The organism is uncultured Sphingomonas sp. (genome assembly GCF_964235535.1).
Classification (GTDB): Bacteria; Pseudomonadota; Alphaproteobacteria; order Sphingomonadales; family Sphingomonadaceae; genus Sphingomonas.
Map to the genome: position 1 here is coordinate 21,056 of NZ_CAXSBH010000013.1, position 26,907 is coordinate 47,962.

Here is a 26,907-nt window from a genome sequence, read left to right on the forward strand (position 1 = left end):
CTGGGATGCTAGTCCGCGTCGGCGCGTCGGTTCATGGCATCCTTCTTGGGAGAAGCCCCGAACATTCGGGCATATTCACGGCTGAATTGCGACGCGCTCTCGTAACCGACGCCGTAGGCGACGTCGGCGACACTGGCCCCGTTCGTGATCAATAGCCCCCGGGCTTCCAGCAGCCTGAGCCTCTTGCGGTACTGGAGCGGCGTCATCGAGGTCAGCGTTTTGAAGTGCTGGTGAAAGCTGGAGGAGCTCATCCGCGCCGCCGAAGCGAGCTCGCCCATTCGGACCGGGGCGGACCCGCGATCGCGCAGGATCCGGATCGACTCGGCGATCCGCTGGGTCGGGCTGCCGTTGGAGACTACCTTGCATATCTCGCCGGCACTGCGTCCGGTCAGCATCAGGTAGCACAGCTCGCGCATCAGTCCCGGATGCAAGATCGCTATGGCGTCCGGAGTACCGACCAGCCGCATCAGCCGGACGACACAGTCCAGAACCGCCTCGTCAACGGTCTCGACGAAGGCGCCCAGACCGCTCCCGCCGCTCGCGCGCGGAGGGTGCGCCATCTCTTGCCTGACCTGCCGTATCGTCCCCACATCGAATTCGAGCGCGACCGCGAAGTATGGCTCCTCCGATGTCGCCTGCGTCACCCGACCGACGGCGGGAAGCTCGACGCTGACGACAAGCGCCTGGCCGACGCCGTAATGGACGATCTGGTCGTCGAAGGCGACGTACTTTGCTCCTTGGGCTACGATGCACAGCGATGGCCGGTAGATCGCATGCATGGGCATCTCGAGCCGGCTGGCCTTGAATAGATATAGGCCCGGCACGGGCGTGAGGTGCAGGCCGTCGCCAAATCCTTGATCGTCCAGATAGTCGGCGATGACCTTCTTCAATTTTGTGATCATGGCCCAGCCGGACGGAGTTTCACGCAGGAGCGTGGATCGGGTCTTCTGTCAGAGCTTGGGCGATCGCACGCCGACGGGCAAGTCGTTTTGGAAGATCAGGCAGAAAACCCGCGTGATCCGGCATTCACCCTCATTCTCCCGCCGAGTACGGTGATCCCTTCAGAGATCGACGGTCGTGCGTGGGCATTATGGCCGTCGACCACGCAACAGAAAGTATTCAATCGTGAACGTCTCGGGCAACACCATCCTCATCACAGGCGGCACCTCTGGCATCGGACTGGAGTTCGCTAAGAGCTTCCTCGGGCTGGGAAACACGGTAATCGTTACCGGCCGCGACAAGTCCAGGCTCGACGCGATCCTGGCGGCGCATCCAGGCCTACGCGGCATCGTCAGCGACGCCGCCGACCCGGCGGCAATTACCCGGCTGCACGAGCAGGTCGTTGGCGAGTTCCCAGCCATGAACGTCTTGGTGAACAATGCCGGCATTATGCGTATCGTCGGACTAGCCGATCCACGGTCGCTCGAGGACGTCACGCAGGAGATCGACATCGACCTCGCCGGTCCAATCCGGATGGTGCAGCAGTTCCTCCCTGATCTGCGGACCAAGCCGAATGCGACGATCGTGAACGTCTCGTCTGGGCTGGCGTTCGTGCCGATCCCGATCTCGCCGATCTACTCAGCCGCCAAGGCCGCGCTCCACGCCTATACCCGCTGCCTGCGCGATCAGCTCAAGAACAGCGGCGTGAGCGTCGTCGAGGTCGCCCCTCCGCTGACCGAGACCCCGCTTTTCTCCGACGAGTTCAAATCGATGATGAAAGGGGCCAAGGGCATGCCCGTCGATGTGCTCGTGAGAAAGGCGATAGCCGGGCTGAAGGCGGGGAAAACGGAGATACGGCCCGGCCAGAGCAACGCGCTCAAGATCTTCAGCCGGATCGCACCTGGGTTCATCTTCGCGCAAATGGGTAAGGTCGGCCCGCCGGCAACGGCCTGACCCGGCCGGGCACCACGCCCGCGCCAGCCCTGCGCCGTCCGGCGGGTCCGGTGTGTCTACCGCCGGCTCCGCCGGACGTGCAGCTTGACGTACTGGCGCAAATGATCAACTGGCTGCCCAATATGGACCAGTGGAGGTAGTGGTCAACGCGGTGCTCGAAGGCGACACGAATTCTGGCAACGCACCCGAACGCGGCTTTCCCGGTTTTCCGGCAGAGGGATCGCGACCAGGACGTCGGCCCGCCTCCGGGATACCAGAGCTACGGGACTTCGACCACCGCGTGGCGGTCGCCCGCGACCGTCGCTCGCGCATGCGAACACGCCTTCTGGACGCGACGTTGAACGTCTGGGCTGCGGAGGACGGGCGAACGAGGCAGCCGTGCTCAGGCATGTGATCGAAGCCGCGGGCGTGTCCCGCGCTACTTTCTACAAGCACTTCTCCTCGCTCGACGAAGCCGCAGCCGTCCTGGGCAGCCGCCTCTCCGACGAAATGGTGGAGGAGTTGGATCCGATATAGGGCAAGGTCGCCAATCCCTTGATGCGCGCGAGCATCGGCATCCAGTTCTTCCTGTGGCGAGGGTGTCACGACCGAACCTGGGGGCGGTTCGTGTCCCGAAGCCACCATGTCGTGACCGAGCGGTCGAGGTTCATCACTCATGTCGGCACTGACCTGCGCGACGGTCTGGAAGGTGGTGCCTTCGCCTTCGCGCGATCGGACGCGGCGCTGACGCTGAACAACGGCGCGCTCAAGGAGGGGATCGCGGCGCTGAGTCGGGGCGTGAGCGAGCCGGCGTCGTTCGTGAAAGCCCTGGCCGCCATGATCCTTCTGGGGTTCGGCGTCGACCGCGAAGCGGCCGCGGTGGCGGTGGGCGAGGGCGCGGATCTGTTGAGGCACGAGGCGCCGGGTCTGTACGCCTAGTGGCTCGCCGACGACCAAGGGGCGTAGTGATCCGGCGCGGCACGGGATGCAATCTGATGAGGTCGCGCGCGGGTCTTGCACCCGACCGACAGTCAAAGTAGACACTTTGTCATCCGTTCAACAGGGCAGAGGAGAGCGAAATGGCAACTGCGTTGGTCGCGCCGGAAGGCGACATCCTGGATCGTCGCAACACCGCCCAGACGTATGACGAGGCGGTCCTTTATGCGATGGATCTGGTTGAGCAGCACTTCCACGAGGAGAATCCCGATCAGATTGACGCCTGCATGCGGCTGTATGCGACCGACGCCGTCTGGGAGGCACCTGCCCGGGGCGTGATCTATCGCGGCCAGGACGACATTCGGAAGAACTACCTTGCCGTCTTCGAGGCGGCGGAGAACATCGCCTTCTTTGGGATCGAGCGGTTCGGCACTCCCGACCGCGTCGTCGACGACATGTGGGTGACGTTCCGCGTCCGCGGACCCGGATTCGAGAACTGCCCCTACCCGGTCGGCACCGACGTGAAGATGCGTCTGGTCCACATCTTCCATATCGAGGACGGCCTGATCAGCAAGGAGATCGGCTACGAGTGCTGGACCATCGATCCGCGTCCCGGCGTCAGCCCTCTCACCTATTGAGACGCGGGCGGGGCAGCCTACGCCCGTTGATCTTTCCGCGAGCCGACACCGCCGCGCTCGGCTCGCCGACTTGCGGTGTCGTCGTAGGCTATGCTGACCGAAAGTGATCGGCAGGTGATGCGCGAGACCGATGAAGGACAGAGGGAGTTCCCCTGCCGACGCGACCGCGACATAGTGGCAGGTTTCCGAGTCAGATGGTGAAGAGTGCGATTTTCATCCCCGATGCGGCACCGTGATCGGGCTCAAGTGATCGCGCGTCACTTCTGATCAATGCCACGTTCTCGCTCGACGTCGTGGACCACGCCCCATCCCGTGATGTCGCCTGGACAACATGTGTGAGCTTCCCGCGCGCACGCGGCTAAGCGCCATGGTGTGAAGGCGCGCCACGCCGCCACCGCTTGGGGCGGATATCGTCGCATGGTGGATGTCGAGGCCCCGCGACCACGACCTTGCCGCGACCGGGATGAACGGCTGCTAATGTCCATGGCCGCATCGGTAAGCGGGGAGGCGACCGTCGCCCCGACGGCTGTTTGTGTCGCCAAGCTTCGTTCCTCTCGCTTTCACTGGGCATCCGCGCCTCGGACAGACATCGGAGCTGCCCCGATCTTCGGCCGTTCGCGGACAGGTCTAAGCCGGCCTGCGCGGTGCCGACAGCTATCGGGAATGGCTCGATGATAACGGGGCGGCGTCCTCATGGCCGCTGATCGCCCTCCCGCCTTGCCGGGCTTGGGTCGCACCTGGGTCAAGCAAGGTTGGCCATTTCGGCAGGAGCGGAGCTGGGCTGCACTCCGACCCGTACCGCCGACGATGCGGTGCGGCGGTGGCACATCGACCGTTGGTGGAGTACTCGGACCCGAGCCGACCTGAAAAGCAGGCATCTTAGAAGCTATAGCTCAGGCCGGCGCCGTAGACGCGCGGATCGTTGACCGTGACGGATACGATCCCCCCAAACCTGAAGCCGTTCACCGGGTGACGTTCGTCCGTCAGGTTGCGGCCGAACGCGAAGACCTCCAATCCGTTCTCGAACCCAAGCGAAGCACGCGCGTCCAGTCTGTGCCAACCATTTGTGCTGAGACGTAGCTCGTTGACTGAGTTGAAGAAGCTCGTGGTCTCCCAGGAATAGTTCGAGCCGATTTTGACTGTCGCATCGTCCAGGACCTTGAACTCGTAGGTCGCCCCGACGCCGCCGGACCATCTGGGCGCCTCGTTCAGCCTGTTGCCGCGCCGATCCGCTCCCGCGACGCCCAGCACGGTGCAGGGCGGGTCACCGTTCTGCGGCGTGCCGGCCGTGATCGTCTCGCAGAAGCTGGTATACTCCGCATTGAGGTAGGTCGCTTGCGCATTCAGCGTTAGACCCCGGACCGGCCGGACGACCAGCTCGCCTTCGACGCCCCTGACCCGCGCCGTGCCGGCATTCTCGACCGTGGTGATGCCGAGCAGGATCGTCCTGCGCAGCTGGATGTCCCGATAGTCGTAATAGAAGCCGGCTAGGTTAAGAGTAACCGCCCGGTTCAGGAATTGTGACTTCACGCCGGCCTCGTACGCCCAAAGCGTTTCGGCCCCGAAGGTGTTGGCGCGGTTGCCCGCGCCCGGTAGCCAGGCGAAGCCGGGCGACTGGTATCCTTGGCTGGCCTTGGCATAGATCAGTACGTCGCCGGACGGTTCGTAGTTGATCCCGACCGCCGGCAGGACGGCCGTGTCCGACACCTCGCCGTTGATCGGCGCGAAGGCTCCGGCGGCCGAATAGTCGATCGAGAAGTCGCGCTTTTCGTGATTGATCCTGAGACCGCCCACGACGGTCACCGTGTCGGTCAGATCGTACTCGAGCTGACCGAAGGCGGCGACGGCGCTCAGGTCGCTTTTCGTCCGCGGGGTCGGCCGGGCGTCAAGGTTGGCCCGCGTATAGGTCGACGGAAGGATGATCAACTGCGCCTCGGCCTCCTCCGAGAAGTAGTTCGCGCCTACCGTAAAGCGCAATGCGTCGTGGTCGTAGACGCCGCGCACCTCCTGGTTGAAGGTCCGGTTGTCGTTGGAGAAGATCGGCTGGATGAGCCGCGCCGCCGAGCCGTCGATGTCGTAGACCGTCAGGAACTCGAACTCGCGGTAGCTGGTGACCGAGGTGACCGTGAACCGGGGGGAAAGCTCCAGATCCACCGTCAGCGCGACGCCGCCGGTCTGGAGGCGGGTGGTCAGGTCGTCCTCGATATTGGTCGTAAGGTTCCTGACCGCGTAGATTTGCCGGCCGTTCACAACCGTCGACGGCGTGAACAGGTCCTCCGACCATTTGCGGGTATAGTCGACCGACAGCAGCGCGTCGAACCCTTCGGATCCCAGATACCCGATCTTCCCGCGACCCGAGAACGAGCTGGCCCTGCCGATGTCGTTGCCCGTCAGACTATTGCGAAAATAGCCGTCACGCCGGTTGAAGCTGCCCGAAACGCTTCCCACGAAATCGCTGGCGATCGGGCCGCTGACAAAGCCGCCCACCGTCGCGCCGTCGTAGTTGCCGTAGCTCGCATCCAGCTTGCCCTCGACGGTCCTGCCGGGCGCGCGGGTGATGATGTTGATCGCGCCGGCGGTGGCATTGCGACCGTACAAGGTGCCCTGCGGGCCGCGAAGCACCTCCACCCGCTCGACATCCTGCAGCCCGAAGAACCCAGCGTCGGGTTTGGACAGGTATACGCCGTCCAGATAAATGGCCGTCGCCTGGTTGGCGCCGATAGGCACCCCCTGGCCAGCGATGCCGCGCATCGAGACTAGGTTGGTCGCGTTCAGGCCAGCGGACCCAGTGATCGTGAGCCCCGGCACGCTGCCCTGAAGATCGGCGATGCTGGCCGCGCCGCCGCGGGTCAGCGTGTCAGGGCCGATAGCGCTGATCGCGATGGGGACGTCCTGCAGCCGCTCGGCGCGGCGCTGTGCCGTGACGATGATGTCGCTAGCGTCCTGTTCGGCCCCTTCCGGCCCGACCGGATCGGCGCGGCGCGGGGCCTCCGCGCTGCCGGCGGATTGCGCGAGCGCGGTGGAGGGCGGGGATAGGAGGACGGCGGCACCAAGTAGGGCGGTCTTCATCGACCGCGTCTTGCCCGCCACGATGGCCTGGCGTGCGAACACCAACCTTCCCTCCCTGCTTCATTATTTTATGCCCCGAGTATTCTTCCGATCCGCTGTACGGTCAAATCGAAATAGTTCGGCAATTGATGCCGAGAAGTGATCAACCTCCTATCGTCGTCGTCACTGACGCCGGATCACGATCCGAGTGATCGTCCGCGCCGGATCATGAAGAGTGATGTCGCGGCGATGCGCGCGGCGCATCGCTTGTTCCGAACTGCCATCAGCCTCTCGGCCCCGCGCGGCGCTATCGAGGGCGGCCACAATGGAAGGTTCAGCCGGATGACAGCCCAAAGCAGCAGCCGGCCGCTGGTCGTGGTGGTCGGCTGTGGCCCGGCCGGGCTTGCCGCCGCCATCGAACTGGGCCGGCACGGCGTTCGCGTCCTGCTCGTCGAACGTAGTGCGCGCGCCGGTCACGCCCCGCGCGCCAAGACGACGCATACCCGCACGCGCGAACATCTGCGCCGATGGGGGATCGCCGACCGTCTCGCGGCGGCGTCGCCCTTTGGCGTCGACTTCCCGTCGCACATCACCTTCGTCACGCGCCTGGGCGGCCATCTCATCGCGCGGCTTGAGCATGGCCTCAATTGCGCGCCCGCCCGTGACGAACGCTATTCCGAGCACAGCCAGTGGATCCCGCAATATAAGCTGGAGGCGGTGTTGCTGGAGCACGCGCGGTCGCTCCCGACGGTCGAGATCGAGTTCGGCCGGGAACTGGTCGGCTTCGACCAAGATGACGACGCCGTCCGCCTGCTGATCCGCGACGTGGAATTGGGTACGACGCGCTCGGTCGTCGCGGACTATCTGATCGGTGCCGACGGCGCGCGGAGCACGGTCCGCGCTGGGGTAGGCGCCAGGATGGTCGGGACGTACGGCATATCGCGCAACTACAACACGATCTTCCGCGCGCCCGGCCTGATGGACGCGCATCCGAACGGGCCAGCCATCATGTACTGGCAGGTGAATGACGAGCTGCCCAGCCTGATCGGGCCGATGGACGAGGGCGACCTCTGGTATTTCATGCCGACCGGGCTGCCCGACGGCACGACCTACACCCCTGATGAAGCCGCCGACGCGATCCGCCGGTCGACCGGGATCGACCTTCCCTCTGAGATCCTAAGTTCCGATGAATGGGTAGCGAGCCGCCTCGTGGCGGACCGTTACAGCTGCGGACGCGCGTTCCTGGTAGGCGACGCGTGCCACCTGCATCCACCATATGGTGGGTACGGCATGAACATGGGCGTCGCCGACTCCGTCGATCTTGGCTGGAAGATGGCGGCCGTGCTGCAAGGGTGGGGCGGCTGCGCACTCCTCGACAGCTATGAGATCGAGCGGCGGCCCGTCCACGGGATCGTGATGGACGAGGCCGAGCTCAACCACGCGATCCCGCCCAACCAGCTCGTCCGGCCCGGCTTGGAGGACGATAACCCGGACGGCGACCGGGTCCGCCGCGAGATCGCCGAGCACGTGACGGCGACCAAGCGGAACGAATTTGAAGCCCTGGGCGTCGTACTCGGCCTGCGGTACGAGGGTTCTCCCGTCATCGTCGACGATGGGCGGGGAGCGGACCACCATTGGTCGCGCGACTATGTACCGTCCGCCTTGCCGGGCTGTCTCGCGCCGCATCGCTGGCTGGACGACGACACGTCGCTATACGACCTATTCGGGATGGGATTCACGCTGCTAGTCATGGACGGGGCGCGTTCCGACGACATGGCGCGCGCGTTATTCCAAGCGGAACGCACGGGCACGCCGCTCGAGATACTGCATGTCGACGATCCGGCGTTGCGGGGCCTGTACCAAGCGCCGCTCGCACTGATCCGTCCCGACCAGTACGTGGCTTGGCGCGGCGACCGCTGGCCGGACGACGGGCTCCTGGACATCGTCTCCGGTCGAGTGCCTGCACCCCCGATCAAGGACGCCGCTTGAGCTCGGACGAGCCCGGTCGGGCGGAACGCCGGGACGAGCAGGACGCGCTGCGGACGCGCCTCGATTCGCTACCCATGAGCCGCGCCCAGTCGATCGCTGTCGCCCTCACCTTCGCGCTGTCGGCGCTGGACGGGTACGATGTGCTGGCGATGACGTTCGCCGCGCCCGGCGTCACCCATGATTGGGGTGTTGGCAAAGGGGTCCTCGGCCTCGCATTATCGGCCGGCTTAGTGGGCATGGCGCTCGGATCGCTGGTTCTGGCGCCGCTCGCCGATGTGGTGGGATGCCGCAAGATGGTCGTCGCCAATCTGCTCATCATGACGGTTGGAATGGCGCTTTCCGCGCTGTCCAGCTCCATTGGCTCGCTGATCGCTTGGCGCATCGTGACCGGTATCGGCATCGGCGCCATGGTGCCGATTATCGCGCCGCTTTCGGCCGAATACGCGAACGAGCGCCGACGCCCGCTTGCCATCGCGATCATGTCGATCGGCTATCCGGTCGGCGCGACGGTCGGAGGTTTCATCGCGGCCGTGCTGCTGCGGTTTTACGACTGGCGCGCGGTGTTCCTGTTTGGCAGCGGCATGGCGCTGTTGCTGCTGCCCGCAGTACTTCGCTGGCTGCTGGAACCGCCCGAGTTCCTGATCGAGCGACCCGGCGAGCCAAGCCTGTTCCGGCTGAACGACTATCTATTCAGGTGCGGTGTCGACCCCGTCGACGCGTTGCCCGCTCCGACGCGACGATCTACCGAGACCGCCTATTCGGCCATCTTCGCGCGGGAGCAGCGCGGCACCACCTTGATGATTACGGCCGTCAACTTCCTCTACACCACCACCGTCTATTTTGTGCTGAGCTGGATGTCGCAAATCGTGGCAGACGCCGGCTTCTCGGCTTCGACGGCCACGGCGCTCGCGGCTCTCGCGGCGCTCGCGGGAGTCTTCGCGCAACTGTTCGTCGGCGTGGCCAGCGCGCGCGCTGGGCGGCGCATGCTGGTTCCGGCAGTCATGCTCGCGGCCGCAGGCACAACCGCGCTGTTCGGTTTCGTGCCGGCTTCGCTGGTGCCGCTGGCGTCGATGGCCGCCCTGCTGGGCGCCTTCATCTACGGCGGCATCGCGGGTCTGTACGCCGCCATCGTCACCAGCTTTCCCACGCGGATGCGCGCGACGGGCGTGGGCTTCGTCCTGGGGATCGGGCGGGGGGCCGGCGCGCTTGCCCCGGCCGTCGCGGGCGCGCTGTTTGCGGGCGGGTTCGCGCTCGGGGTCGTGTCGGGCGTGCTCGCGCTGGGCGCGTTGGCGGCCGGGCTGCTGCTGGCTGTGGCGCGGCGTCAGGCGGCGTGATCGGCGTCCGACATGCTTAGAGCCTGGGCGTGCTGCGTGGCCGTCCGCCGAACCTGATCGCACAAGTGTTCCGCCATCGGGGTCAGCGGCATGTCCGGACGCCGGACGAGGCACATCGGCGCGGCACCGACTGGCTCGATCTTCAACGGCGCAACCAGCGCGGCCGCGAGGGGAAAGTCGATCCATTGCTTGGGCAGGACCGTCAGCAGGTCGGAGTTCACCACGGTAAGCATGGTGATAAGCGCCGACCGCGCGTGAACCACGATCCGTGGCGGCGGTAGCCCCGCCATCACGAACATGCGGTCGAAGTCGCCTTCTGTGGTGCGGCCCGAAAGCGCCGGCCTGATCCAGTGCGCGTCGCCGACATCGGCCAGCGTTCGGGCGTCGGCCAGCCGATGGCCCCGGCGCGCGACCACCATGCGCCGGGTCTCGTAGAGCTTTTCGACGACAAAGCGGCGCGAATGGCCGCTCTCGAACGGGCCGACATAGAAATCGATATGCCCGCTCAGCAGCTCGCGCTCAATCGGCGCGAAGAAGCTTTCGTGGATCTTCAGCAACGCGTCGGGGTAGCGCTTGCGGAACTCGGTAACGGATTTCGGCATCAAAGTCATCGACGCCGCCGTCGACATCGCGACCGAGACCTCGCCCGTCGCGCGCCCCTTCAACTGCTCGATCTCCTCAACCGCGCGACGAAGCTCGGACTGCACGGATTCGGCGCGGCCCACGAACGCGCGTCCCATGTCGGTCAGCCGCACGCCCTTAGCATGACGCTCGAACAGCGCGACCCCGAGCTCGTGTTCCAGTTCGCGGATACTGCGCGAGATCGCCGGCTGTGCGACGCCCAGCTGCCGTCCGGCCGCGCGCAGGCTGCCCAGTTCCGCGACGGCCAAGGTGTCGCGCAGATGGGACAATTTCATGAACGGCTCTCCACGGCTTCGAGCGATGCCCCTCTGGCATCGCTAAGGAAGTTTACATCTCTCTTCAACGGTCGTCGCGAGACGTACCGTCGGTCCTAAGGGTCCGAAACAAGGACCCATCACTGGAGGGTGGACATGCATTCCGGGCGCGCGATGTATCTTTTGGCGGCGCTCGTCGCACCGATCCTGCTATGGACCGGGTCCGCTCCCGCCCAGCAGACGCCGCCCGATCCTCCCGTCGCGACCCGGACCAGGCAGGACGCGAGCGGGGACGCGGTCAGCGTGGACGGCGGCCTTGAGGATATCGTCGTCACCGCGCAAAGGCGCGCCCAGAATCTCCAGGACGTGCCGATCGCGGTCACCGCCGTATCCGGTGAGGCGCTGGTGGCATCGGGGGTGACCGACACGCAGCAATTGGTGGCGGTCGTGCCGGGGCTCTCGACGCGGAGCACCGCCGGATCCTTCCAGCCCTATATCCGGGGCATCGGGACATCGTCCAGCATCGTCGAGAACCCGGTCGCCCTCTATATTGACGGTGTCTACTATGCGCAGCAACGTGAGGGCCTGCGCGAACTGAACGATGTGGAGCAGATCGCGGTGCTCAAGGGGCCGCAAGGCACCCTGTTCGGCCGCAACGCCACCGGCGGCGTCATCCAGATCACTACCAAGGCACCCGAGCGGACGTTCCGGGGCGAGTTCGGTTCGTCCATCGACAATTATGCGCTGATCAGGAGCGATCTGTACGTCACCGGCGGCTTGACCGAGCATCTCGCGGCCAGCCTTTCGGCCCAGTTCTCGACCCAAGGCGACGGTTGGGGGAACAACCTGACCACCGGCAACGACACCTACCGGCTCCGCCATTCCGTCGGGGTCCGGGGAAAGCTCCTGTTCACGCCGACGGACCTGACCTCGCTGCTTCTGATCGGCGACTATGCGCAGCGTGACGCGTTGCAAAACAGCTATCAGAACTACCCGGGCACACGGTTGAGCTTCGTGGACCTGGTGCCGCTCGACAGCGTGTATGACAGCTACGCCGGGACCGACTCCTTCCAGAAGTTCAAGGGCGGCGGCGTGAGCCTGCAGATCGATCACGAGTTCGACTTCGCCAATCTTCTCACGATCAGCGCCTACCGCCGTGGCAAGGGCGACTACCTGTTCGACAACGCCGCCGATCCGGCCTCGTCGTTCGTGGTCCGGTCGCCCGATGCGCCGAACGAGAGTTTCTCCCAGGAGATACAGCTGACCTCGCCAACAGGTGGCCGCTTCAACTGGGTCCTAGGCGCGTTCTACTTCTCCAGTCTGAACGGTGTCGACCCGATCCGGCGCGACATCCGAGGCGCGCTCGCGCCAGCCCCGCTGTCGGTGACGGTAAATACCACGGTGGGCGAGGAGGAGACGGAGTCGGTGGCGCCGTTCGGCCAGATCGACTGGGAGTTTATAGACGATACGACGATTACCCTGGGCGCGCGGTGGACTTATGAGCGCCGCAAGGTCGACTCCACATCGACGTTGTTGCGGGTTAACGGCTCCACGGCTATCCAGACGAGGAACGAAAGCAGCACCATCCGCGAGCCGTCCTTCCGCGCGGCGTTGAGCCACGAATTCGACGACGACGTGCTTGGCTACCTGTCGTTCAACACCGGCATCAAGAGCGGTGGCTTCAATGTCCTCAACCCGGCCAACGCCGGCTATCTTCCCGAGAAGCTTGAAGCCTACGAGGTCGGCCTCAAGACTCAGCTGCTCGACCGTCGTCTAAGACTCAACCTCGCGGGGTTCTATTACGACTACGCCAATGTTCAGGTGATCCAGTTTGCCAACGGCTTCCAGTCAATCGTCAATGGCGCGCAGGCGCGGCTCTACGGCCTGGACGTTGATGTCGAGACCGAGTTGGCCCGGGGACTAAGGCTGTCCGGCGGGTTCGAGATCGCGCGCTCGAAGTTCGTCAATTATCTAAACGCCGTGTTCACGACCCCGCGCCCGACCGGGGGCGCCATCATCACCGCCGGCGACGCGACAGGCAATCGCCTGCCGCTCGCCCAGGAGTTCACGGGCACCCTTGCCCTAGACTACCGGCATGACCTCGATCGCGGTGCCCGCATCGACTGGAACGCGACCGCCAATTATAACGGCAATTACTTCTTCGAACCTGACAACTTCCTTAAGCAGGACGACTTTATCTATCTGAACGGGTCCATGATCTACACGCTGCCGGGCGGCAAGGCGAGCCTGATGGTGTTCGTGCGGAACCTCCTGGACGAGCGCGTCATTAGCCAGCCCACCGCCCAGAGCTTCGGCTATCCCGTGACATACGGCAGTCCGCCGCGTACGTTCGGGGTAGGTGCACGCGTCGACTTTTAGAAGACCGTCAAGGATCAGGATCGACTTGAACTGCCACAGCCTCGGATCCGGCCGCCTCGACGCGACTTTCGGCGGGATCGGGGACGACGCCGGCGCCGGATCGTGCCCGGTCCCGCCCTCGCCCGGTCGGGAACCGTCACGGTTCGGTGGGTAGGCTGCGTAGCGCTGTTCGACCCGACCACGGCGTGATCACCCGTGACCCCTCAAGGTCGGCGACAAGCCGACCTGACTCCGGCGCGCGCGCATCGGCACCGTCGCGAACCGATGGAGCGGACATTTCGAATGCGCTGACCGTCCTGCTCGCCGCGGCCGCCGGGCTGATGGCCGCGAACGTCTATTACGCCCAACCACTGGTGGGTCCGATTACCGCTTCGCTGGGCATGGCGCCCTGGGCGGCGGGCTTGATCGTGACCGCGACTCAACTCGGCTACGGGGCCGGGCTGCTCCTGCTGGTGCCCCTGAGCGACTTGGTGGAGAACCGCCGCCTGACCCTTACCTCGCTCGGGGTGCTAAGCCTCGCCTTGGTCGCGGCCGGCTCGTCGGCCCAACCCGCAACCTTTCTGGGCGCGGCCGCGATGGTCGGCGTAGGCTCGACGGGGGTGCAGATCCTCGTACTATACGCGGCGCATCTCAGTTCTGATGCGGAGCGCGGGCGATCGGTCGGTAACGTCATGAGCGGTCTCATGATTGGCGTCATGCTGGCCCGTCCCGCCGCCAGCCTAGTGGCCGAGGCGGGGTCGTGGCGCGCTGTATTCTATGGGTCGGCCGCGATCACCGCCGTTCTGGCCGTCGTGCTGCGGCTGCGCCTTCCGCCGCGCCGTCCCTTGCCGGGCGTGGGCTATCTCGACCTGCTCGCGTCGATGGGCCGCCTGTTCCGGGATACGCCCGTGCTGCGGCGGCGGGCCTTCTATCAGGCGTGCCTATTCTGCGCGGTCAGCCTGTTCTGGACCACCGTCCCGCTGCTCCTGGCCGATACCTTCCGCTTTTCACAGGCCGGCATCGCCTGCTTCGCCCTGGCGGGGGCAGCGGGCGCCGTCACCGCGCCGCTCGCCGGGCGGGTAGCGGACCGGGGTGGGAGCCGACCTGCCACCAGCCTTGCGATCGTCGCCGTGGGCGCGGCGCTGGTGCTTGCACAATTGGGGCTTTCGGGGCCGCGCCTCGGGCTAGCGGCCTTAGTGGCCGCCGCGATCCTGATCGACGTGGGGGCGACCGTCAGCGTGGTGCTGGGGCAGCGCGCGATCTTCTCGCTCGGTGCGGAGGTGCGAGGCCGGCTGAACGGCTTATACATCGCCATCTTCTTTGTCGGCGGAGCGGTTGGTTCGGCGCTCGGTAGCTGGGCCTATGCTGTCGGTGGCTGGTCATGGACGATAGGGGCCGGATCGGCGCTGCCGGCGTTGGCGCTGGCCTTCCACCTCGGCGAACCTCGCTCTTAGTGATACGATCTTCTGACCCGCCCGTTCCGGATCGACTGCTAATGAGGCGACCGATCAGGTGGTTGATGGTCCAATAAGACCCTGAATCTTGGGGTCGGCTGCCCGAAGATGGCCGGACTGCACCGCGCGTCCACTCCGGGCCGCGATGAGCTACATCGGTTCTTTTCACTTCCGGTCACATTTATTTTGCGCCTATGCGCGAGTGTTCGCACGCCCGCAACCGGCTAAACCGCTGAGCTCCAACCCAGTCGCACTTATTGCGCTACACTGACAGTTCTGAAGCTGGACTGGGCCAGGATTTACATAATCAGGATTATCGCTTCGACGGCATATAGTGGGCGGATTCTAATTCGAGGTGCGAATTCCGGGGTTTTATAGGGGTTTCACCCCTTTAACCCAGGAGTAAGCAACGATGGCGCGGTACCAGCATCTGACACTCGAAGAGCATCGAATGGTTTATCACATGGTTCAGGCGCGACGGCCGGTACAGCGGGCTGGCGGCGCGTCATGCTTCAACGATTTACCGCGAGCTCGACCGCAACGGGCATTATGATGAGCATCCGCCATTTCGCGAGCTACCTGCGACGTTGGCGGCCGGCAGGTTCACTGGTTTGCCATGAGACGAACTACCACTATGTCTGCAGCACCCATGGTCGTTGTCAGGATTTGCGGCGGCTGCTGCCCTGCGCCCGGCGCTCGCGTCGACCCCGCTACGGGCGCAAGCCGCGCGGCTTCAAGATACCGGTCGCGAACACCATTGCCGCCCGTCCACCCGAGGTTGCGGAGCGGCGCTCGTTCGATCACTGGAGGACGATCTGATCGCGTTCCGTCATGCTCACGGCAAGGCCAACCTCATCTCCCTGGTCGAACGCCGTAGCCGCTGCGCGGTGCTCCTGCGCAGCCCGAACCGACATAGTGCTGGCGTGATGACGGGCATCGATCGGCGCCTGCGCGCCCTGCCGGCCTCGCTCCGGCGCAGCCTCACTCTCGATCGCGGCATCGGGCTCGCCGGCTATGGACTGCTGCAGCAGCGGCTCGACGTGCTCTCTAGCTTCGCCAGCCGTCGTCGCCGTGGCAAAAAGGGCTCGGTCGAGAACGGCAACGGGCGCATTCGTCGCTTCCTGTTGCTTGACAAGGACCTGGCCCGCATACCGGACGAGGAACTGACGCTCGTCGCGAGTTGATGAGCATACTTGATGGGCTTGCGCGCTTGAGACTGCCCCTGAGATTCTGACTCGGAAACGGGCAACGTCATAAATCATTACGAGATTGACTGATCGTTCGACGCTTGTCTGGGGAGCTTCCGGGAGGGTCTTCTGAACGAGCATGAGCGACGATGTCCTGGCATCAGACTGAGCAATGGACAGGTCCCTTATGTAATTGGACCATCGTAAACCATTAAGAAAACATTTCGGGTCCTATTCTACGCCCCGGCTCAAATCGCTTGCGACTTACCAGGTCATAACAATGACCTGCATAACGGCCGCTACGACAGAACCGCTAGAGCCTGTCCAGTTCCAAGGAGGCTGGTTGACAGTTCATGGAGGTCGGAAACGTCGCGAGTCAGTTCATTATCGCGGTACGCACCGTTACATCCGGGCGGGACTTGACCTCGACCCTGGACGCCGTCACCCGGGAGCTCGGGTTCGACTACTTCGCCCTAATCCACCGCGCAGATCTGCGACTCCCATCTCCCGGTATTATCCACCTCGACACCTACCCGCCGGGCTGGGCCGAACGCTTCATCCGCGACGAGCTCTACATCGACGATCCCGTCCTACATGCGGCAGCCCGCACCGCACTCGGCTTTGCTTGGGCGGACGTTCCGCAGATGATCAAGCTATCGTCCGCCGCCAAGCACCGCCTCGCCGAGGCCGGGCACGCTGGTTTGGGCGCGGGCTTCACCGTCCCGTCCAACATCCCGGGCGAGCGCCGCGGCTCCTGCTCCTTTGCGGTTCGCCCTGGGCTGGAGTTGCCAAAACAGACGCTATTGGCGGCGCAGCTTGTCGGTCTCTTCGCCTTTGAAGCCGCCCGGCGTGCGATCGGTGCCGGCGGTCCTGCCCGATGGCTACCGCGCCTCAGCCCGCGGCAGCGCGAATGCATCATCCTTGCCGGACAAGGCAAGGCAGATAACGTGATCGCGCAACTGCTGGGCTTGAGCGAGAACACCGTCACCAACTACCTTGCCGCCGCCCGTGAGCGTTATGGCGTGGCGTCGAGGGTTCAGCTCGTCATATGTGCGCTATACGACGGCGAAATCGGCTTTACCGAGTTGATCGCTCGCTGAGCAGGTCTTCCGGCACTCGCTCGGGCGGGTAGTCGTCCGGGCTGTCGCCGGTCGGCCCCAGACCGATGGCCGCCAGCGCCGAGCCCTTTGCCACCAGCCAGCATGCGCGGGCATAGTGCGCCTCCCAGCAACGACGGGCACCTTCTTCGTTGCGATCGACGTCGCGGAGCAGGATCGTCCGCGTCGCCTCACGCCAATCCAACCCCGTTTCCGCTGCCGTGAGCAGCCGCGCGAACAAGAGCCCGTGGATTAGGTCGTAGTGCGTCAGCGTATCGTCCGGATTGGGCGGCTCGGGCAGGATGCGCGGGCAAGTCGGATAAGGCGCAAGCGTCATTGAGGTCCCCCGATCGGTATGACGGACGCGCACGCTTACAGGCTCTCATCCCGTGCGGGGCCGGTAATCCTGAAATGGGATAATCCCGTTTTCGGATCAGAGGAAGCGCCGTCTTCAACAGCGCGCGTCCATGCCGAAAAGCCTACGCACACCCGAGCAGCGGCTGCTGCAACGCCTGCTGATCGAGTTGCGGACCTCGGCTCACCTCACCCAGGCGCAGCTCGCCGCCAAGCTCGAGCGGCCCCAGTCCTTCGTCGCCAAGTACGAGATCGGCGAACGCGGGATCGATGTTATCGAGTTCTGCGCGATCACGCGAGCGCTCGAACAGGAGCCCACCGCAGTGCTGGCGCGGCTGGTCGAGACCGCGAACCTCTGAACGAATAAGTCGCTCGATGCCAACGAGTACCGAGCACTCTCCAGCATTCCGTCAATAGGCAGACCTCCACATATCGCCCAGTCGACGGGCTTTTGCTTCCTTGGCTCTCGTCATCACGAGGGAGCAGACGATGATTTCGATAGTGAACGGCACCGGTTACGGGGCGCACCGACGATTGCTTGACGGCATGTTCGCCGACCGCAAGCGCCTCTTCGTCGACCTGCTTGGCTGGAATGTGCCGGTCGTCGCCGGCCGGTTTGAGGTCGATCGGTTCGACGACGATCACGCCACCTACATCATAGCTGGCGATCGGCGGACCGAGCATGATGGCTCGCTCCGGCTGCTGCCGACCGAACGGCCGCACATCCTGGACACACTTTTTGCCAAGCTCTGTCCTAAAGGCGTCCCGAGCGGACCGGACACCTACGAGATCACCCGCCTGTGCCTGCCGACCCGGCACACCGCGCCCGATCGCCTGCGCATCCGCAACCGGCTAATATCGGCGATGGTCGACCATGCATTGGCGGTCGGCATCACGACTCTGACCGGCGTCGTCGCAGAGCCGTTCCGCCGCCAGGTGCTCGCGATGGGCTGGCGCGCCGACGCGCTCGGCCCGGATCAGGTCATCGACACCGCGCATCTCGGCGCGTTCCGCATCCACATCGACCGCGACACACCCGACCGGTTGGCCGCGACCGGCATCTACACGCCCGGCCTCCTGGCATTCGAACAAGAAGGGGCGGTCGCGTGAGCGGCGCGGGCAAGGCCGCCGAGCGTGCCGACCGGCTGGACGCCACGCTCAATCGGGACGGCTACTGCATCGTCCGGCGCGGGGTCGCGCCCGACCTCGTATGCCGGCTCCACGCCGACCTCGACCGGCGCTTCGCCGAGACGCCGTATTGCGAAGGCGGCTTCTACGGCGCGCATACCAAGCGGTTCGGGAGCTTGCTCAAGCGATCAGACGAGGCAAAGCATCTCGTCCGTCATCCGCTCGTGCTCGATCTCGTCGAGCGCCAGCTTGGCCCTTGGTGCGACCGCTTCAACCTCAACCTGACGCAGGCGATCGAGATCCATCCGGGCGCGCTCCCGCAGCTCCCGCATCGTGATCAGGATATGTGGGCAGGCCCGAAAGGAGAGCTCGAGTACCTCGTCAACGTCATGTGGCCGCTGACCGAGTTCACGGCCGAGAACGGCGCGACCGTGCTCTGGCCGGGAAGCCACCATCGGCAGGGCATGCCGATGCTGCCCGACGAGGAAGCGGTGATCGCCGCGATGGAGCCGGGCGACGCGCTGCTATTCCTTGGCTCGACGCTCCACGGCGGCGGGAGCAACCGCGCGAGGTTACCGCGGCGCGGCGTCATCGTCAGCTATTGCCTGGGGTGGCTCAAGCCGTTCGAGAACCAGTGGCTTGTCTACCCGCCCGATGTCGCGCGCCGGTTCGATCCCGAACTCGCCGCGTTGGTAGGCTACAGCCAGCACCGCCCCAACCTCGGTAACTACGAGGGCCGGTGCCCGTCGGTCCTGCTGTCCGATGCGGTGCCCGACCACCTCGCGGCCACCGACGCGCTACGACCCGATCAGGCCGCGCAGCTCGCCGACTATGTCGACGGGCAGCGCCGGGCGGAGTGAGCCGGCATGGTCGCGGCCACCTCGGAGGAGGACGAGAACGCCCGCGCCGCGCGGGCCGCGAAGGGATCGCCCTTCCTCAGTCCCGAACAGGCCGTGTTCTATCTCGGCCTGTCGGTACGGACGCTCCAGGATTACCGGTCGGCGGGCAAGGGGCCCCGGTTCCGGCGTCACTCGCGGCACATCCGCTACCACATCGACGACCTCGACGCCTGGTCCAAGGGCGTGAGCGACGGGGAGGGCGAGCATGCTTAGCCGCATGATCGCTGGCGTCGCGGCGACGCTTGCGGTGCCGCCGACTCCGCGGCTGGTCTGGAACGCCAGCGCCAGCGCCCCGACCGGGCTGTATGTTGTCACGCCGGGCCCGGCCGTCGCGCCCGGCGACATGGTGATCGCGCGCATGCCTTTGCCGGTGCGCCGGTTCGCCGCCGTGCGCCACTACCTGCCCGAGAACGTGCCGCTCGTGAAACGCGTCGCTGCGGTCTCCGGGCAGAAGGTCTGCGCGTTCGGCGCGTTCGTGTACGTCGACGGACACCCCGTCGCGATCCGGCGACCCGCGGACGGGCATGGTCGTCCGATGCCCTAGTGGCGCGGCTGCATCCGGTTGGCCGAGGGTGCGGTGCTTCTCCTCATGGAGCGCTCGGACTCGTTCGACGGCCGTTACTTCGGGCCGACGTCCTCCGCTGATGTGGCGGGACGTGCTCGGCTGGTCTGGGCGGCGCGGGCCGGTGTGTGAACGCGCGAGTGCAGGTCGCCGAGCAATGCGGGCGGTCGCCCTGGCTGCCGCGCTTCTCGCGGCTTCCCCTGTCCATGGCGCAGGCGTCGCCGACTGGCGGCCGTACATCGCCGAGGCGTCCAGGCGCTTCGGTGTGCCGGTCGCCTGGATCGAGCGGGTCATGCAGGCCGAGAGTGGCGGACGCACCCTGTTGGGCGGGCGCCCGATCACCAGCCGAGCGGGCGCGATGGGGCTCATGCAGCTCATGCCGGGCACCTGGGCCGAGATGCGCCGCGCGCACGGGCTGGGACCGGACCCGCACGATCCGCGCGACAACATCCTGGCCGGAACAGCGTATTTGCGGCTGATGCACGACAGGTGCGGCTACCCCGGCCTGTTCGCCGCCTACAACGCAGGCCCGGCCCGCTACGCGGTCCACCTGTCGTCCGGACGTCGGCTGCCCGGCGAGACGCGCGCCTATCTCGAGAGCGTCGCCGGAGCCGCGTCGATGGCGGTTGATGCTCCGAGGCCGGCCAGGTCTATCTTCTTCGTCCTTGGCGAGCGTGACGGCAAGCCTGCGCCCTCAAAGCACGCCAGCCCCGGAACAGGCCTGTTCGCTCTGATGGTTACTCCCTTCCCCGGGCGTGAACACTAAGCCGCTCGGCGGCTCCAATCGAATTAGGGCTGCTGTTTGTACCGGTCGGTGGTGGAGGCGGGAGCGCCGCCGACCTTCGAACCGCTGGGTTTGGCGGTCGAGGCCGCCGCATCTCGACACAAGCGGAGGCTGTCCTGCTTCGCATTCGCCGGGCGTCGCCGAAGGTGGCACGATGCTTCGCTACGCCAAACCGCAAGCTTCAGCTTTCGCGCCAGGCTACCAAGGCCCTTGAGTTCGTCCAGGCGCCGAAAGGCGGCGCCCCGTTCGCATCCGTTCGGCTCATACACCCAAACCGGGCGCGCTTCGACCGCGAGATTGCAGATCTCGCCAACGACGTGGTCCTGCGCGACGCGCGCCGGACGCCCGCCACCAAGATTGGCGGTGTACAACGCGCTCGCGATCAGCCTGCCGCCGTCCGGCGACGCCTGTGCGAAGAGCCAGATGACCGTAATCGCCAGTCCAACGAGGAGGCCTGCCACCGGCTTCATAATGCTACATGCGATTAGGAAGGCGAGTGCTGCGAGCAGGCCGAAACTGACGGCAAGGGACGACTTAGCGGTAGAAGACGCGACGGTCGGAGCCAGTAAGGCGAAGAGCACGCTGAGCCAGACTATGAGTGCAAGTGAGGATGCGGCGAAACCCAGGAAAGCTTTTCCGAACAGGCGATGCGAAGGCTCGCGGCAGGCCATCACCAGTCCTCCTGCCAGTCCTCCGACAATCATCGTCGCGATCACCCAGAGAAGGATCCGGGTCTCGTAGAGAAAAAAGGCGAGCGCCGTCATGAAGAACGTCGCCGTCGCGCACGCGCCGCAAGCGCGGATGATGGTTGCCGCCTCCATGGTCTGGGGCGCGATCGAGCGGACGGTCGACGTCCACGCAGCCGGAACGATGATGATCGCCGCGAACACCACTGATATTATGAACCCGAAGAGCAGGAGGAAAAGCCAGTCGCCGGCCTGGGTGACGGGAAGCGGCGCTTGCCCGAGTTGACCGAAATAGCCGCTGAAAATTGTCCACAACCATATGCCCATGGCCGCGGCGACGCCGACCAGTATGGGACTGAGCTTGAGACCGGTGTCGAGGAGTGGCGCGTAGCGCCTGTTCTGCTTGAGAACCCAAGCGAGCTTACGATCGGCGGGTAGGGGCATATCTTTCTTCCATGTCCTTCGAGTTGGGGTGCACGGTCGCGCGGCAGGTCTCGACCTTTCGGGTCAGCGGATTTGCTTTCCCTCCCTCAGGCCGACACACTGCCGCGATGCGGTCCTACGCCCTCCTCGCGGCTTGGTCGTTCCTGGCGGGGGTGGGCATCCCTCTCATCGGCGTGCTGAACAGCGGCATGGCCCGCGCCCTTGGCAACCCTTTCGCCGCGACCGCCGCGCTGTTCCTGACCGCCCTCCTGGCCGCTTCGGCGCTGACGTTGGCGATCCACGGTGCGCCGGCTGTAGGCTCGATCGCGACGGCACCCGCGCGAAGCTACCTCGCCGGCCTGTTGATCGGCTTCTACGCGCTGTCCGCGACCGTCATCATCCCCCGGTTCGGGGCCGGCAACTTCATCGCCTTCATCCTGTTCGCCCAGCTCGTCACGTCCGCGCTCCTCGATCATTTCGGCCTGCTCGGCCTGCCTAAGCGTCCCATCGATGCATATCGATTGGTGGGCATGGTGCTTCTGATCGTCGGCTTGATTATCACGCAGTGGAGTGCATTACGAAATGACATGGGCTCAGGCTGATCCAGACTCTACACTGATCTACTAACTTCTCCTCGCGCGAGGCTCGCTTCCGTCGCGTAACCTCTTACGAAACTCGTTCACTTTGTGTTCTCATCGGGTGTGAATCAGCTCAATCCCACGATAGTGTCGGCCGCGATCATGTTAGTGCCCGCTTTCGCCCGCTTAGGCTTGTGCATGCACGACGTGCGTATGCGCAACCGGGCCGCTGATGCGCTCGCCAGCGGCCCGGCCGAGCGGCTGGAGCGGCAGCCAGCGACGCTCGACAATGATCATTAGGCGCTTCCATTTTAGGCGGTTCGGGATTGGGAAATCATGCGACGATCAGTTCGACGAGGAGGGTCTATGGCCGGTTCGCCGCCGCATCCGCGCCCGTGGTGGCGCAAGCTGCTTGACTGACCGGGGCAGGACGCCTCGTGCGCGAAAGCGCACGACCGCGCTCTATGGCTGCGCCACCGAGGCCGCGAGGGCGGTCTCGGCCCTTCGGGTAACGATCGCTGGCGCGGGGTGCCCGCGCGATCGCGCCTGCTTATCGACGCGAGGCCTGGGTCGGGCGTGAGGAAACGCGATGATGAATCGCGCTAGTCGCGCGATGGCGGATCGTGGGCCTCGTCGTCATCGCCCCCTTCGCCGCCTCCCAGGGTCCCGGCGTGCCACGCGGGTTTCGGCCGGCAAGGAGTTGCGTCGGGCAAGCTCCGCTAGGAGAAACGGGCGCGGCGGCGTTTATCTGCTCTTCGAGCAGCGCCGCGCCCGTTTCGCCAAGCTGCGCTAGCCCTCCCGTGCCTCCTGCCGGCCGAGAGCCCCACGCGGCGCTTGGGACCCTGCGAGGACGGCTCCGGGTGCGATGACGACGAGGCCGGGCTGTGCCCTCGGGTCCGCGTGCGAAGGGAACCGGCCGCTGCGCGGCCGGTGCGTTTTCGATGTTTGCTGGGCCGCTGGTCGCGGCCCTTTTCAGTTGCTCGGACTCACCAGGTACGATGGAATTCTGTCAAGAAAACAACGAGCTTAGGGCTATTCCTGACATGATGTATAGATGTTCTTGCCGGTGAGATAGTTCACCAGCAGATGTCGAGAGGAGCAGTTGAGATGAACATCGGATACTTCAAGAAGAACGCGCAAGGGCTTTACTTCGGGCACATCGCCGCCGCCAAGTTCGAGCTTCCCCAGCTCGCGCTACGGCCGTGCGAGTCGACCAAGGAGCGCGCGCCGACGTTCGAGGTCATGACGCGGACGCCGGGCAACCGGTTGATCCAGGTCGGCGCGTTGTGGGAGGCGCGGGCGAATGGAACGGGCGAGGTGTTCCTGCAGGGGTCGGTCGACGATCCGAGCTTGCCCGACCGCGTGTCGATCGCGTTGTTTCACGACGGCGCGGATGGAATGAACGTCGCTTGGCGGCGCGCGCGGGTCCGTCGCGACCCGTTCCGCCAGCCGGTCGACGCCCGCGAGCCGGTCGGCGGCGGGGACGACGCGCACGAGGACATGCCCTTCTAACCGCTTGGCGGGAGGGTCGCACGGCCTTCCCGCCACCCTTCGACATCGCCCGTCACATGCGGGCGGGGCGGCGAGAACCGCCCTTCAACGGACCGAAAGGACCGAACGATGACGGCCGCCCGCAACGCTTCCGCACCCCGCGCCTCGTTCTATGACGAGGTCACCAACCGCATCATCGCCGAGCTTGATGCCGGGCGCTTCCCATGGGTGCAGCCCTGGGGCACCGTCGGCGCAGGCCCCGGCCTACCCCGCAACGCCGGGTCCAACCGGCCTTATTCCGGCGTCAACATCCTTGTCCTGTGGGGCGCGGTGATCGAGCATGGCTATGCCGGTCAGGGATGGTTGACGTTCCGGCAGGCGCTTGGCGTAGGCGGGTGCGTCCGCAAGGGCGAGCGTGGCACGACCGTGTTCTACGCCGACCGCTTCACCCCCGAACAGGAGAAGCAACGCGTCGCGCGCGAGGGTGGCGAACCCGGACAGGTTCCGTTCCTGAAACGCTTCACCGTGTTCAACGTGGCGCAATGCGACGGCTTGCCCGAGCGGTTGACCGACATCGCGCCGCCCATGCCCGAATGCGAGGCCGTGCCGGCCGCCGAGGCGTTGATCGCGGCCACGGGCGCGGACTTCCGCATCGGCGGCAACCGGGCGTTCTACGCGCCCGCCGAGGACTTCGTGCGGGTGCCCCCGCAACCCGCGTTCCGCGACCAGATCAACTATTACCGCACCGCGCTTCACGAGCTTGGCCACTGGACCGGCCACCGTTCGCGGCTCGCTCGCGACCTGTCGGGCGCGTTCGGGACGGCCGGGTATGCGCGCGAGGAGCTTACCGCCGAACTCGCGTCAGCCTTTCTATGCGCCAGTCTCGGCATCGTGCCGACCGTGCGCCACGCCGACTATCTCGCTGGATGGTTGACCGTGCTGCGCAACGACAACCGCGCCATCTTCCGCGCGGCGAGCCAGGCCAGCAAGGCCGCCGAGTACCTACTCGCCTTTCGCGACAACCCCAATCCCGAGCTTCCTAGCCCCGCCAACGACGACGGGGAGGGATGACGCGCGGCGCGTATCGCCGCTTAGCAAACCGGCCCCGCCTACCCACAAAGATCGACGGGGCCGGTGCTCACAAGGAGCCAGACGATGAAACTCGCTCACATCCAACTTTGCAAGCTGTCCGTCAGCCGGGCCAACATGCGCTACGCTAAGCGCGCGCCCGACGTGTCCGACATTCTTCCCTCGATCCGCAAGCGCGGGGTGATCGTTCCCGTGATCGTGCGCCCGAACCGCTGTCCCGAGCATGTCGAGGGAGGGTCGGAGGACACGTTCGAGATCGTCGCGGGCGCGCGGCGCTTCCACGCCGCGCAGATCGTCCGCGACGAGACCGATATCGTCGATCCCATGCCATGCGCGATCATGGAGGCGGGCGACGATGCGGCCGCGCTGGAGGCGTCGTTGATCGAGAACACCCAGCGGCTCGATGCCGACGAGGTGACGCAATGGGCCACCTTCACCCGGCTTGTCGTGAAGGAGGGGCGCACGATCGAGGACATATCGGCGACCTTCGGCTTACCGCCCCTGGCCGTCCGGCGCATCCTCGCGCTCGGCAACCTGCTACCCCGCATCCGCGCGCTCTACGGGGCGGGGAAGATCGACGCCGCCACCATCCGGCCGCTCACCCTCGCCACGCGCGAGAAGCAGAAGGAATGGCTTGTCCTCCACGACGATGCCGACGTCTATGCCCCGAGCGGCACGCAAGTAAAGGCATGGCTGTTCGGCGGTGCGTCGATCCCGACCCAGGCTGCGTTGTTCGACATCGCATCCTATGAGGGCGCGATCGTGACCGACTTGTTCGGCGAGGGCGGTTACTTCGCCGACCCGGCCGCATTCTGGACGGCGCAGGAAGCAGCGATCGAAGCGCGCCGGGCCGCGTATCTGGACGCGGGCTGGCGCGAGGTAATCGTGCTCCCGCAGGGCCAGCACTTCGACCGCTACGATCACGAGCAGGTCGGACGGACGGACGGCGGGCGCGTCTATGCGACCGTCAACCAGCGCGGCGAGGTGGCGTTCCACGAGGGCTATGTGACCCGGCGCGAGGCGAAGAAGATGGCGGCCGGCGGCACGATCAAGGCGGCGAAGCCGACCCGGCCCGAAGTGACCGGACCGATGCAGACCTACCTGGACCTGCATCGCCACGCCGCCACCCGCGCGGCGTTGCTCGGCCATCCGGGCGTCGCGATGCGCTTGATGGTCGCCCATGCGGTCATCGGTTCCTCGCTATGGACGGTCAGGGTCGAGCGGCAATATGCGCGCGACCCGGAGACGGCGGAGAGCGTCGAAACGTGCGCGGGCGAAGGCGCGTTCGACCAACGTCGCCGCGCGGTGCTGGCGATGCTCGGCTTCGACCCCGAGCGGCCGACGGTCGCGGGCGGGAACGGCAGCGACTACGACCTGACCGCCGTGTTCGTCCGCTTGTTGGCGCTTCCCGATACCGCCGTTTCAGAGGTGATCGGGATCGTGATCGGCGAGACGTTGGCGGCGGGAAGCGCGGTCGTCGAGGCGGTCGGGCTGGAGATCGACGTGAAGATGGACGCGGCATGGCAAGCCGACGCGGCCTTTTTCGAGCTGATCCGCGACCGTGACGTGCTGTCCCGGATCGTCGGCGAGGTAGCGGGCGACATCATCGCGCGCGCCAATGCGGGCGAGAAGTCCAAGGTGCTGAAAGGCATCGTCCGCGATCACCTCGCAGGGGCAAACGGACGGACCAAGGTCGAGGGGTGGGTGCCACGCTGGATGGCGTTCCCGCCCAGCGCCTACACCGAGCGGGGCGGCGTCGGGACCGTCACTCGCCACGCCCGCATCGCCGATTTGATCGTGCCCGAGCCCGAGCCGGAGCCACCGGTTGCGGGTGGAGCGGTCGAGATCGAGGCCGTGCCGGTCGTCGAGCCGGAGCGTTTGGCGGCGTAGATCGAGGCGGGCGGCGGAGCGATCCGCCGTCCGTTCTCGCGCGCTGGACTAAGGAAAATCGCGTGCTGGATCGTCCTGGCGGGCGATGAAGCACGGAGAAAATCGCGCCCGCACGGCTATGCCGTGCGGGCGTTTCGTTGTCATTCTTCAGCGCAATTTGGTCCCGGATTTGGTCGCCGAGACCTTTGTTTTGGACGGGCTTTGTTGTGCTGAC

At 65.7% G+C, this 26,907-nt stretch carries 26 protein-coding genes and 1 pseudogene; 22 read left to right on the forward strand and 5 right to left on the reverse strand.

All coding sequences use genetic code 11. The features are described from left to right. Nucleotides 1-8: 8 nt before the first annotated feature. The gene (locus tag ACFE7F_RS06225) at nt 9-890 is read right to left on the reverse strand and encodes an AraC family transcriptional regulator N-terminal domain-containing protein (RefSeq protein WP_375402984.1); all 882 of its coding nucleotides are present in this window, start codon (nt 888-890) and stop codon (nt 9-11) included. Between the two features lie 235 nt (nt 891-1,125). Here ACFE7F_RS06225 and ACFE7F_RS06230 point away from each other — a divergent pair, with 235 nt between their 5' ends. The 4 genes from ACFE7F_RS06230 to ACFE7F_RS06245 all read left to right on the forward strand — a co-directional run bounded on the left by ACFE7F_RS06230 (nt 1,126) and on the right by ACFE7F_RS06245 (nt 3,446). Next, a complete protein-coding gene (locus ACFE7F_RS06230; protein WP_375402985.1) occupies nt 1,126-1,893 on the forward strand; it encodes an SDR family oxidoreductase in 768 nt (255 codons plus the stop codon). A gap of 378 nt (nt 1,894-2,271) precedes the next feature. Beyond that, nucleotides 2,272-2,409, forward strand: coding sequence for a TetR family transcriptional regulator (locus tag ACFE7F_RS06235; RefSeq protein ID WP_375402986.1), 138 nt, complete (start codon nt 2,272-2,274; stop codon nt 2,407-2,409). A 21-nt stretch (nt 2,410-2,430) separates the two neighbouring features. Further along, the gene (locus ACFE7F_RS06240) at nt 2,431-2,811 is read left to right on the forward strand and encodes a hypothetical protein (RefSeq protein WP_375402987.1); all 381 of its coding nucleotides are present in this window, start codon (nt 2,431-2,433) and stop codon (nt 2,809-2,811) included. A gap of 140 nt (nt 2,812-2,951) precedes the next feature. Further along, the gene (locus ACFE7F_RS06245; RefSeq protein ID WP_375402988.1) at nt 2,952-3,446 is read left to right on the forward strand and encodes a nuclear transport factor 2 family protein; all 495 of its coding nucleotides are present in this window, start codon (nt 2,952-2,954) and stop codon (nt 3,444-3,446) included. 879 nt (nt 3,447-4,325) lie between these two features. Here ACFE7F_RS06245 and ACFE7F_RS06250 read toward each other — a convergent pair. Continuing rightward, nucleotides 4,326-6,557, reverse strand: a complete 2,232-nt coding sequence (locus tag ACFE7F_RS06250; RefSeq protein ID WP_375402989.1) for a TonB-dependent receptor — start codon at nt 6,555-6,557, stop codon at nt 4,326-4,328. 279 nt (nt 6,558-6,836) lie between these two features. On the opposite strand from ACFE7F_RS06250, the gene ACFE7F_RS06255 reads away from it, so the two are divergent. Together ACFE7F_RS06255 and ACFE7F_RS06260 are read left to right on the forward strand one after the other, a co-directional pair. Continuing rightward, on the forward strand, nt 6,837-8,483 hold the full coding sequence (locus tag ACFE7F_RS06255) for an FAD-dependent monooxygenase (RefSeq protein WP_375402990.1): 1,647 nt from the start codon (nt 6,837-6,839) through the stop codon (nt 8,481-8,483). A 74-nt stretch (nt 8,484-8,557) separates the two neighbouring features. Further along, nucleotides 8,558-9,817, forward strand: coding sequence for an MFS transporter (locus tag ACFE7F_RS06260; protein WP_375402991.1), 1,260 nt, complete (start codon nt 8,558-8,560; stop codon nt 9,815-9,817). On the opposite strand, the gene ACFE7F_RS06265 is transcribed toward ACFE7F_RS06260, so the two are convergent. After that, the gene (locus ACFE7F_RS06265; RefSeq protein WP_375402992.1) at nt 9,805-10,734 is read right to left on the reverse strand and encodes a LysR substrate-binding domain-containing protein; all 930 of its coding nucleotides are present in this window, start codon (nt 10,732-10,734) and stop codon (nt 9,805-9,807) included. The genes ACFE7F_RS06260 and ACFE7F_RS06265 overlap by 13 nt on opposite strands. A 162-nt stretch (nt 10,735-10,896) precedes the next feature. Between ACFE7F_RS06265 and ACFE7F_RS06270 the strand changes: the two genes are divergently transcribed. The 5 genes from ACFE7F_RS06270 to ACFE7F_RS06290 all read left to right on the forward strand — a co-directional run bounded on the left by ACFE7F_RS06270 (nt 10,897) and on the right by ACFE7F_RS06290 (nt 16,812). After that, nucleotides 10,897-13,092, forward strand: coding sequence for a TonB-dependent receptor (locus ACFE7F_RS06270; protein WP_375402993.1), 2,196 nt, complete (start codon nt 10,897-10,899; stop codon nt 13,090-13,092). 185 nt (nt 13,093-13,277) lie between these two features. Then, nucleotides 13,278-14,525, forward strand: a complete 1,248-nt coding sequence (locus ACFE7F_RS06275; protein WP_375402994.1) for an MFS transporter — start codon at nt 13,278-13,280, stop codon at nt 14,523-14,525. Nucleotides 14,526-15,077: 552 nt separating this feature from the next. Then, nucleotides 15,078-15,344, forward strand: a complete 267-nt coding sequence (locus ACFE7F_RS06280; RefSeq protein ID WP_375402995.1) for a hypothetical protein — start codon at nt 15,078-15,080, stop codon at nt 15,342-15,344. A gap of 107 nt (nt 15,345-15,451) precedes the next feature. Next, nucleotides 15,452-15,709 carry a hypothetical protein gene (locus tag ACFE7F_RS06285; RefSeq protein ID WP_375402996.1) on the forward strand — a complete coding sequence of 86 codons (258 nt, stop codon included), beginning with the start codon at nt 15,452-15,454 and terminating at the stop codon, nt 15,707-15,709. A 422-nt stretch (nt 15,710-16,131) separates the two neighbouring features. After that, complete coding sequence (locus ACFE7F_RS06290; protein WP_375402997.1) at nt 16,132-16,812, forward strand: LuxR family transcriptional regulator; 681 nt, start codon at nt 16,132-16,134, stop codon at nt 16,810-16,812. Here ACFE7F_RS06290 and ACFE7F_RS06295 read toward each other — a convergent pair. Next, a complete protein-coding gene (locus ACFE7F_RS06295; protein ID WP_375402998.1) occupies nt 16,790-17,146 on the reverse strand; it encodes a hypothetical protein in 357 nt (118 codons plus the stop codon). The two genes, ACFE7F_RS06290 and ACFE7F_RS06295, sit on opposite strands and share 23 nt — an antisense overlap. Before the next feature lie 130 nt (nt 17,147-17,276). Between ACFE7F_RS06295 and ACFE7F_RS06300 the strand changes: the two genes are divergently transcribed. The 6 genes and pseudogenes from ACFE7F_RS06300 (at nt 17,277) to ACFE7F_RS06325 (ending at nt 20,518) form a co-directional block, all read left to right on the forward strand. Continuing rightward, nucleotides 17,277-17,522 (forward strand): multiprotein-bridging factor 1 family protein, encoded by a 246-nt coding sequence (locus ACFE7F_RS06300; RefSeq protein WP_375402999.1) that lies wholly within the window; start codon nt 17,277-17,279, stop codon nt 17,520-17,522. A 130-nt stretch (nt 17,523-17,652) separates the two neighbouring features. Continuing rightward, nucleotides 17,653-18,273, forward strand: a complete 621-nt coding sequence (locus tag ACFE7F_RS06305; RefSeq protein WP_375403000.1) for an acyl-homoserine-lactone synthase — start codon at nt 17,653-17,655, stop codon at nt 18,271-18,273. Beyond that, entirely contained in the window at nt 18,270-19,151 is an 882-nt protein-coding gene (locus ACFE7F_RS06310) for a phytanoyl-CoA dioxygenase family protein (RefSeq protein ID WP_375403001.1), read from the forward strand. The genes ACFE7F_RS06305 and ACFE7F_RS06310 overlap by 4 nt, the downstream gene beginning before the upstream one ends. 6 nt (nt 19,152-19,157) lie before the next feature. Then, a complete protein-coding gene (locus ACFE7F_RS06315) occupies nt 19,158-19,403 on the forward strand; it encodes a helix-turn-helix domain-containing protein (protein ID WP_375403002.1) in 246 nt (81 codons plus the stop codon). Nucleotides 19,404-19,407: 4 nt separating this feature from the next. Then, nucleotides 19,408-19,884, forward strand: a pseudogene (locus ACFE7F_RS06320) (S26 family signal peptidase). Between the two features lie 25 nt (nt 19,885-19,909). Next, nucleotides 19,910-20,518: a lytic transglycosylase domain-containing protein gene (locus tag ACFE7F_RS06325; protein ID WP_375403003.1), complete on the forward strand. Its 609-nt coding sequence runs from the start codon at nt 19,910-19,912 to the stop codon at nt 20,516-20,518. A 23-nt stretch (nt 20,519-20,541) separates the two neighbouring features. On the opposite strand, the gene ACFE7F_RS06330 is transcribed toward ACFE7F_RS06325, so the two are convergent. Next, entirely contained in the window at nt 20,542-21,666 is a 1,125-nt protein-coding gene (locus tag ACFE7F_RS06330; protein WP_375403004.1) for a hypothetical protein, read from the reverse strand. 107 nt (nt 21,667-21,773) lie between these two features. Between ACFE7F_RS06330 and ACFE7F_RS06335 the strand changes: the two genes are divergently transcribed. The 5 genes from ACFE7F_RS06335 to ACFE7F_RS06355 all read left to right on the forward strand — a co-directional run bounded on the left by ACFE7F_RS06335 (nt 21,774) and on the right by ACFE7F_RS06355 (nt 26,693). Then, nucleotides 21,774-22,247, forward strand: coding sequence for a DMT family transporter (locus tag ACFE7F_RS06335; RefSeq protein WP_375403005.1), 474 nt, complete (start codon nt 21,774-21,776; stop codon nt 22,245-22,247). Between the two features lie 99 nt (nt 22,248-22,346). Beyond that, nucleotides 22,347-22,523, forward strand: a complete 177-nt coding sequence (locus tag ACFE7F_RS06340; protein WP_375403006.1) for a DUF6771 family protein — start codon at nt 22,347-22,349, stop codon at nt 22,521-22,523. A gap of 807 nt (nt 22,524-23,330) precedes the next feature. After that, nucleotides 23,331-23,735: a DUF736 family protein gene (locus ACFE7F_RS06345; protein ID WP_375403007.1), complete on the forward strand. Its 405-nt coding sequence runs from the start codon at nt 23,331-23,333 to the stop codon at nt 23,733-23,735. A gap of 108 nt (nt 23,736-23,843) precedes the next feature. Further along, the gene (locus tag ACFE7F_RS06350) at nt 23,844-24,785 is read left to right on the forward strand and encodes an ArdC family protein (RefSeq protein WP_375403008.1); all 942 of its coding nucleotides are present in this window, start codon (nt 23,844-23,846) and stop codon (nt 24,783-24,785) included. A gap of 84 nt (nt 24,786-24,869) precedes the next feature. Then, entirely contained in the window at nt 24,870-26,693 is a 1,824-nt protein-coding gene (locus tag ACFE7F_RS06355) for a ParB/RepB/Spo0J family partition protein (protein WP_375403009.1), read from the forward strand. Nucleotides 26,694-26,907: the final 214 nt, after the last annotated feature.

What these genes read in the sequence shown, in the direction of transcription:
- ACFE7F_RS06240 (WP_375402987.1), top strand. Translation starts at nt 2,431, where the DNA reads ATGCGCGCGAGCATCGGCATCCAGTTCTTCCTGTGGCGAGGGTGTCAC.
- ACFE7F_RS06245 (WP_375402988.1), top strand. Translation starts at nt 2,952, where the DNA reads ATGGCAACTGCGTTGGTCGCGCCGGAAGGCGACATCCTGGATCGTCGC.
- ACFE7F_RS06255 (WP_375402990.1), top strand. Translation starts at nt 6,837, where the DNA reads ATGACAGCCCAAAGCAGCAGCCGGCCGCTGGTCGTGGTGGTCGGCTGT.
- ACFE7F_RS06260 (WP_375402991.1), top strand. Translation starts at nt 8,558, where the DNA reads ATGAGCCGCGCCCAGTCGATCGCTGTCGCCCTCACCTTCGCGCTGTCG.
- ACFE7F_RS06265 (WP_375402992.1), bottom strand. Translation starts at nt 10,734, where the DNA reads ATGAAATTGTCCCATCTGCGCGACACCTTGGCCGTCGCGGAACTGGGC.
- ACFE7F_RS06280 (WP_375402995.1), top strand. Translation starts at nt 15,078, where the DNA reads ATGAGCATCCGCCATTTCGCGAGCTACCTGCGACGTTGGCGGCCGGCA.
- ACFE7F_RS06285 (WP_375402996.1), top strand. Translation starts at nt 15,452, where the DNA reads ATGACGGGCATCGATCGGCGCCTGCGCGCCCTGCCGGCCTCGCTCCGG.
- ACFE7F_RS06295 (WP_375402998.1), bottom strand. Translation starts at nt 17,146, where the DNA reads ATGACGCTTGCGCCTTATCCGACTTGCCCGCGCATCCTGCCCGAGCCG.
- ACFE7F_RS06300 (WP_375402999.1), top strand. Translation starts at nt 17,277, where the DNA reads ATGCCGAAAAGCCTACGCACACCCGAGCAGCGGCTGCTGCAACGCCTG.
- ACFE7F_RS06305 (WP_375403000.1), top strand. Translation starts at nt 17,653, where the DNA reads ATGATTTCGATAGTGAACGGCACCGGTTACGGGGCGCACCGACGATTG.
- ACFE7F_RS06315 (WP_375403002.1), top strand. Translation starts at nt 19,158, where the DNA reads ATGGTCGCGGCCACCTCGGAGGAGGACGAGAACGCCCGCGCCGCGCGG.
- ACFE7F_RS06325 (WP_375403003.1), top strand. Translation starts at nt 19,910, where the DNA reads ATGCGGGCGGTCGCCCTGGCTGCCGCGCTTCTCGCGGCTTCCCCTGTC.
- ACFE7F_RS06330 (WP_375403004.1), bottom strand. Translation starts at nt 21,666, where the DNA reads ATGCCCCTACCCGCCGATCGTAAGCTCGCTTGGGTTCTCAAGCAGAAC.
- ACFE7F_RS06335 (WP_375403005.1), top strand. Translation starts at nt 21,774, where the DNA reads ATGCGGTCCTACGCCCTCCTCGCGGCTTGGTCGTTCCTGGCGGGGGTG.
- ACFE7F_RS06345 (WP_375403007.1), top strand. Translation starts at nt 23,331, where the DNA reads ATGAACATCGGATACTTCAAGAAGAACGCGCAAGGGCTTTACTTCGGG.
- ACFE7F_RS06350 (WP_375403008.1), top strand. Translation starts at nt 23,844, where the DNA reads ATGACGGCCGCCCGCAACGCTTCCGCACCCCGCGCCTCGTTCTATGAC.
- ACFE7F_RS06355 (WP_375403009.1), top strand. Translation starts at nt 24,870, where the DNA reads ATGAAACTCGCTCACATCCAACTTTGCAAGCTGTCCGTCAGCCGGGCC.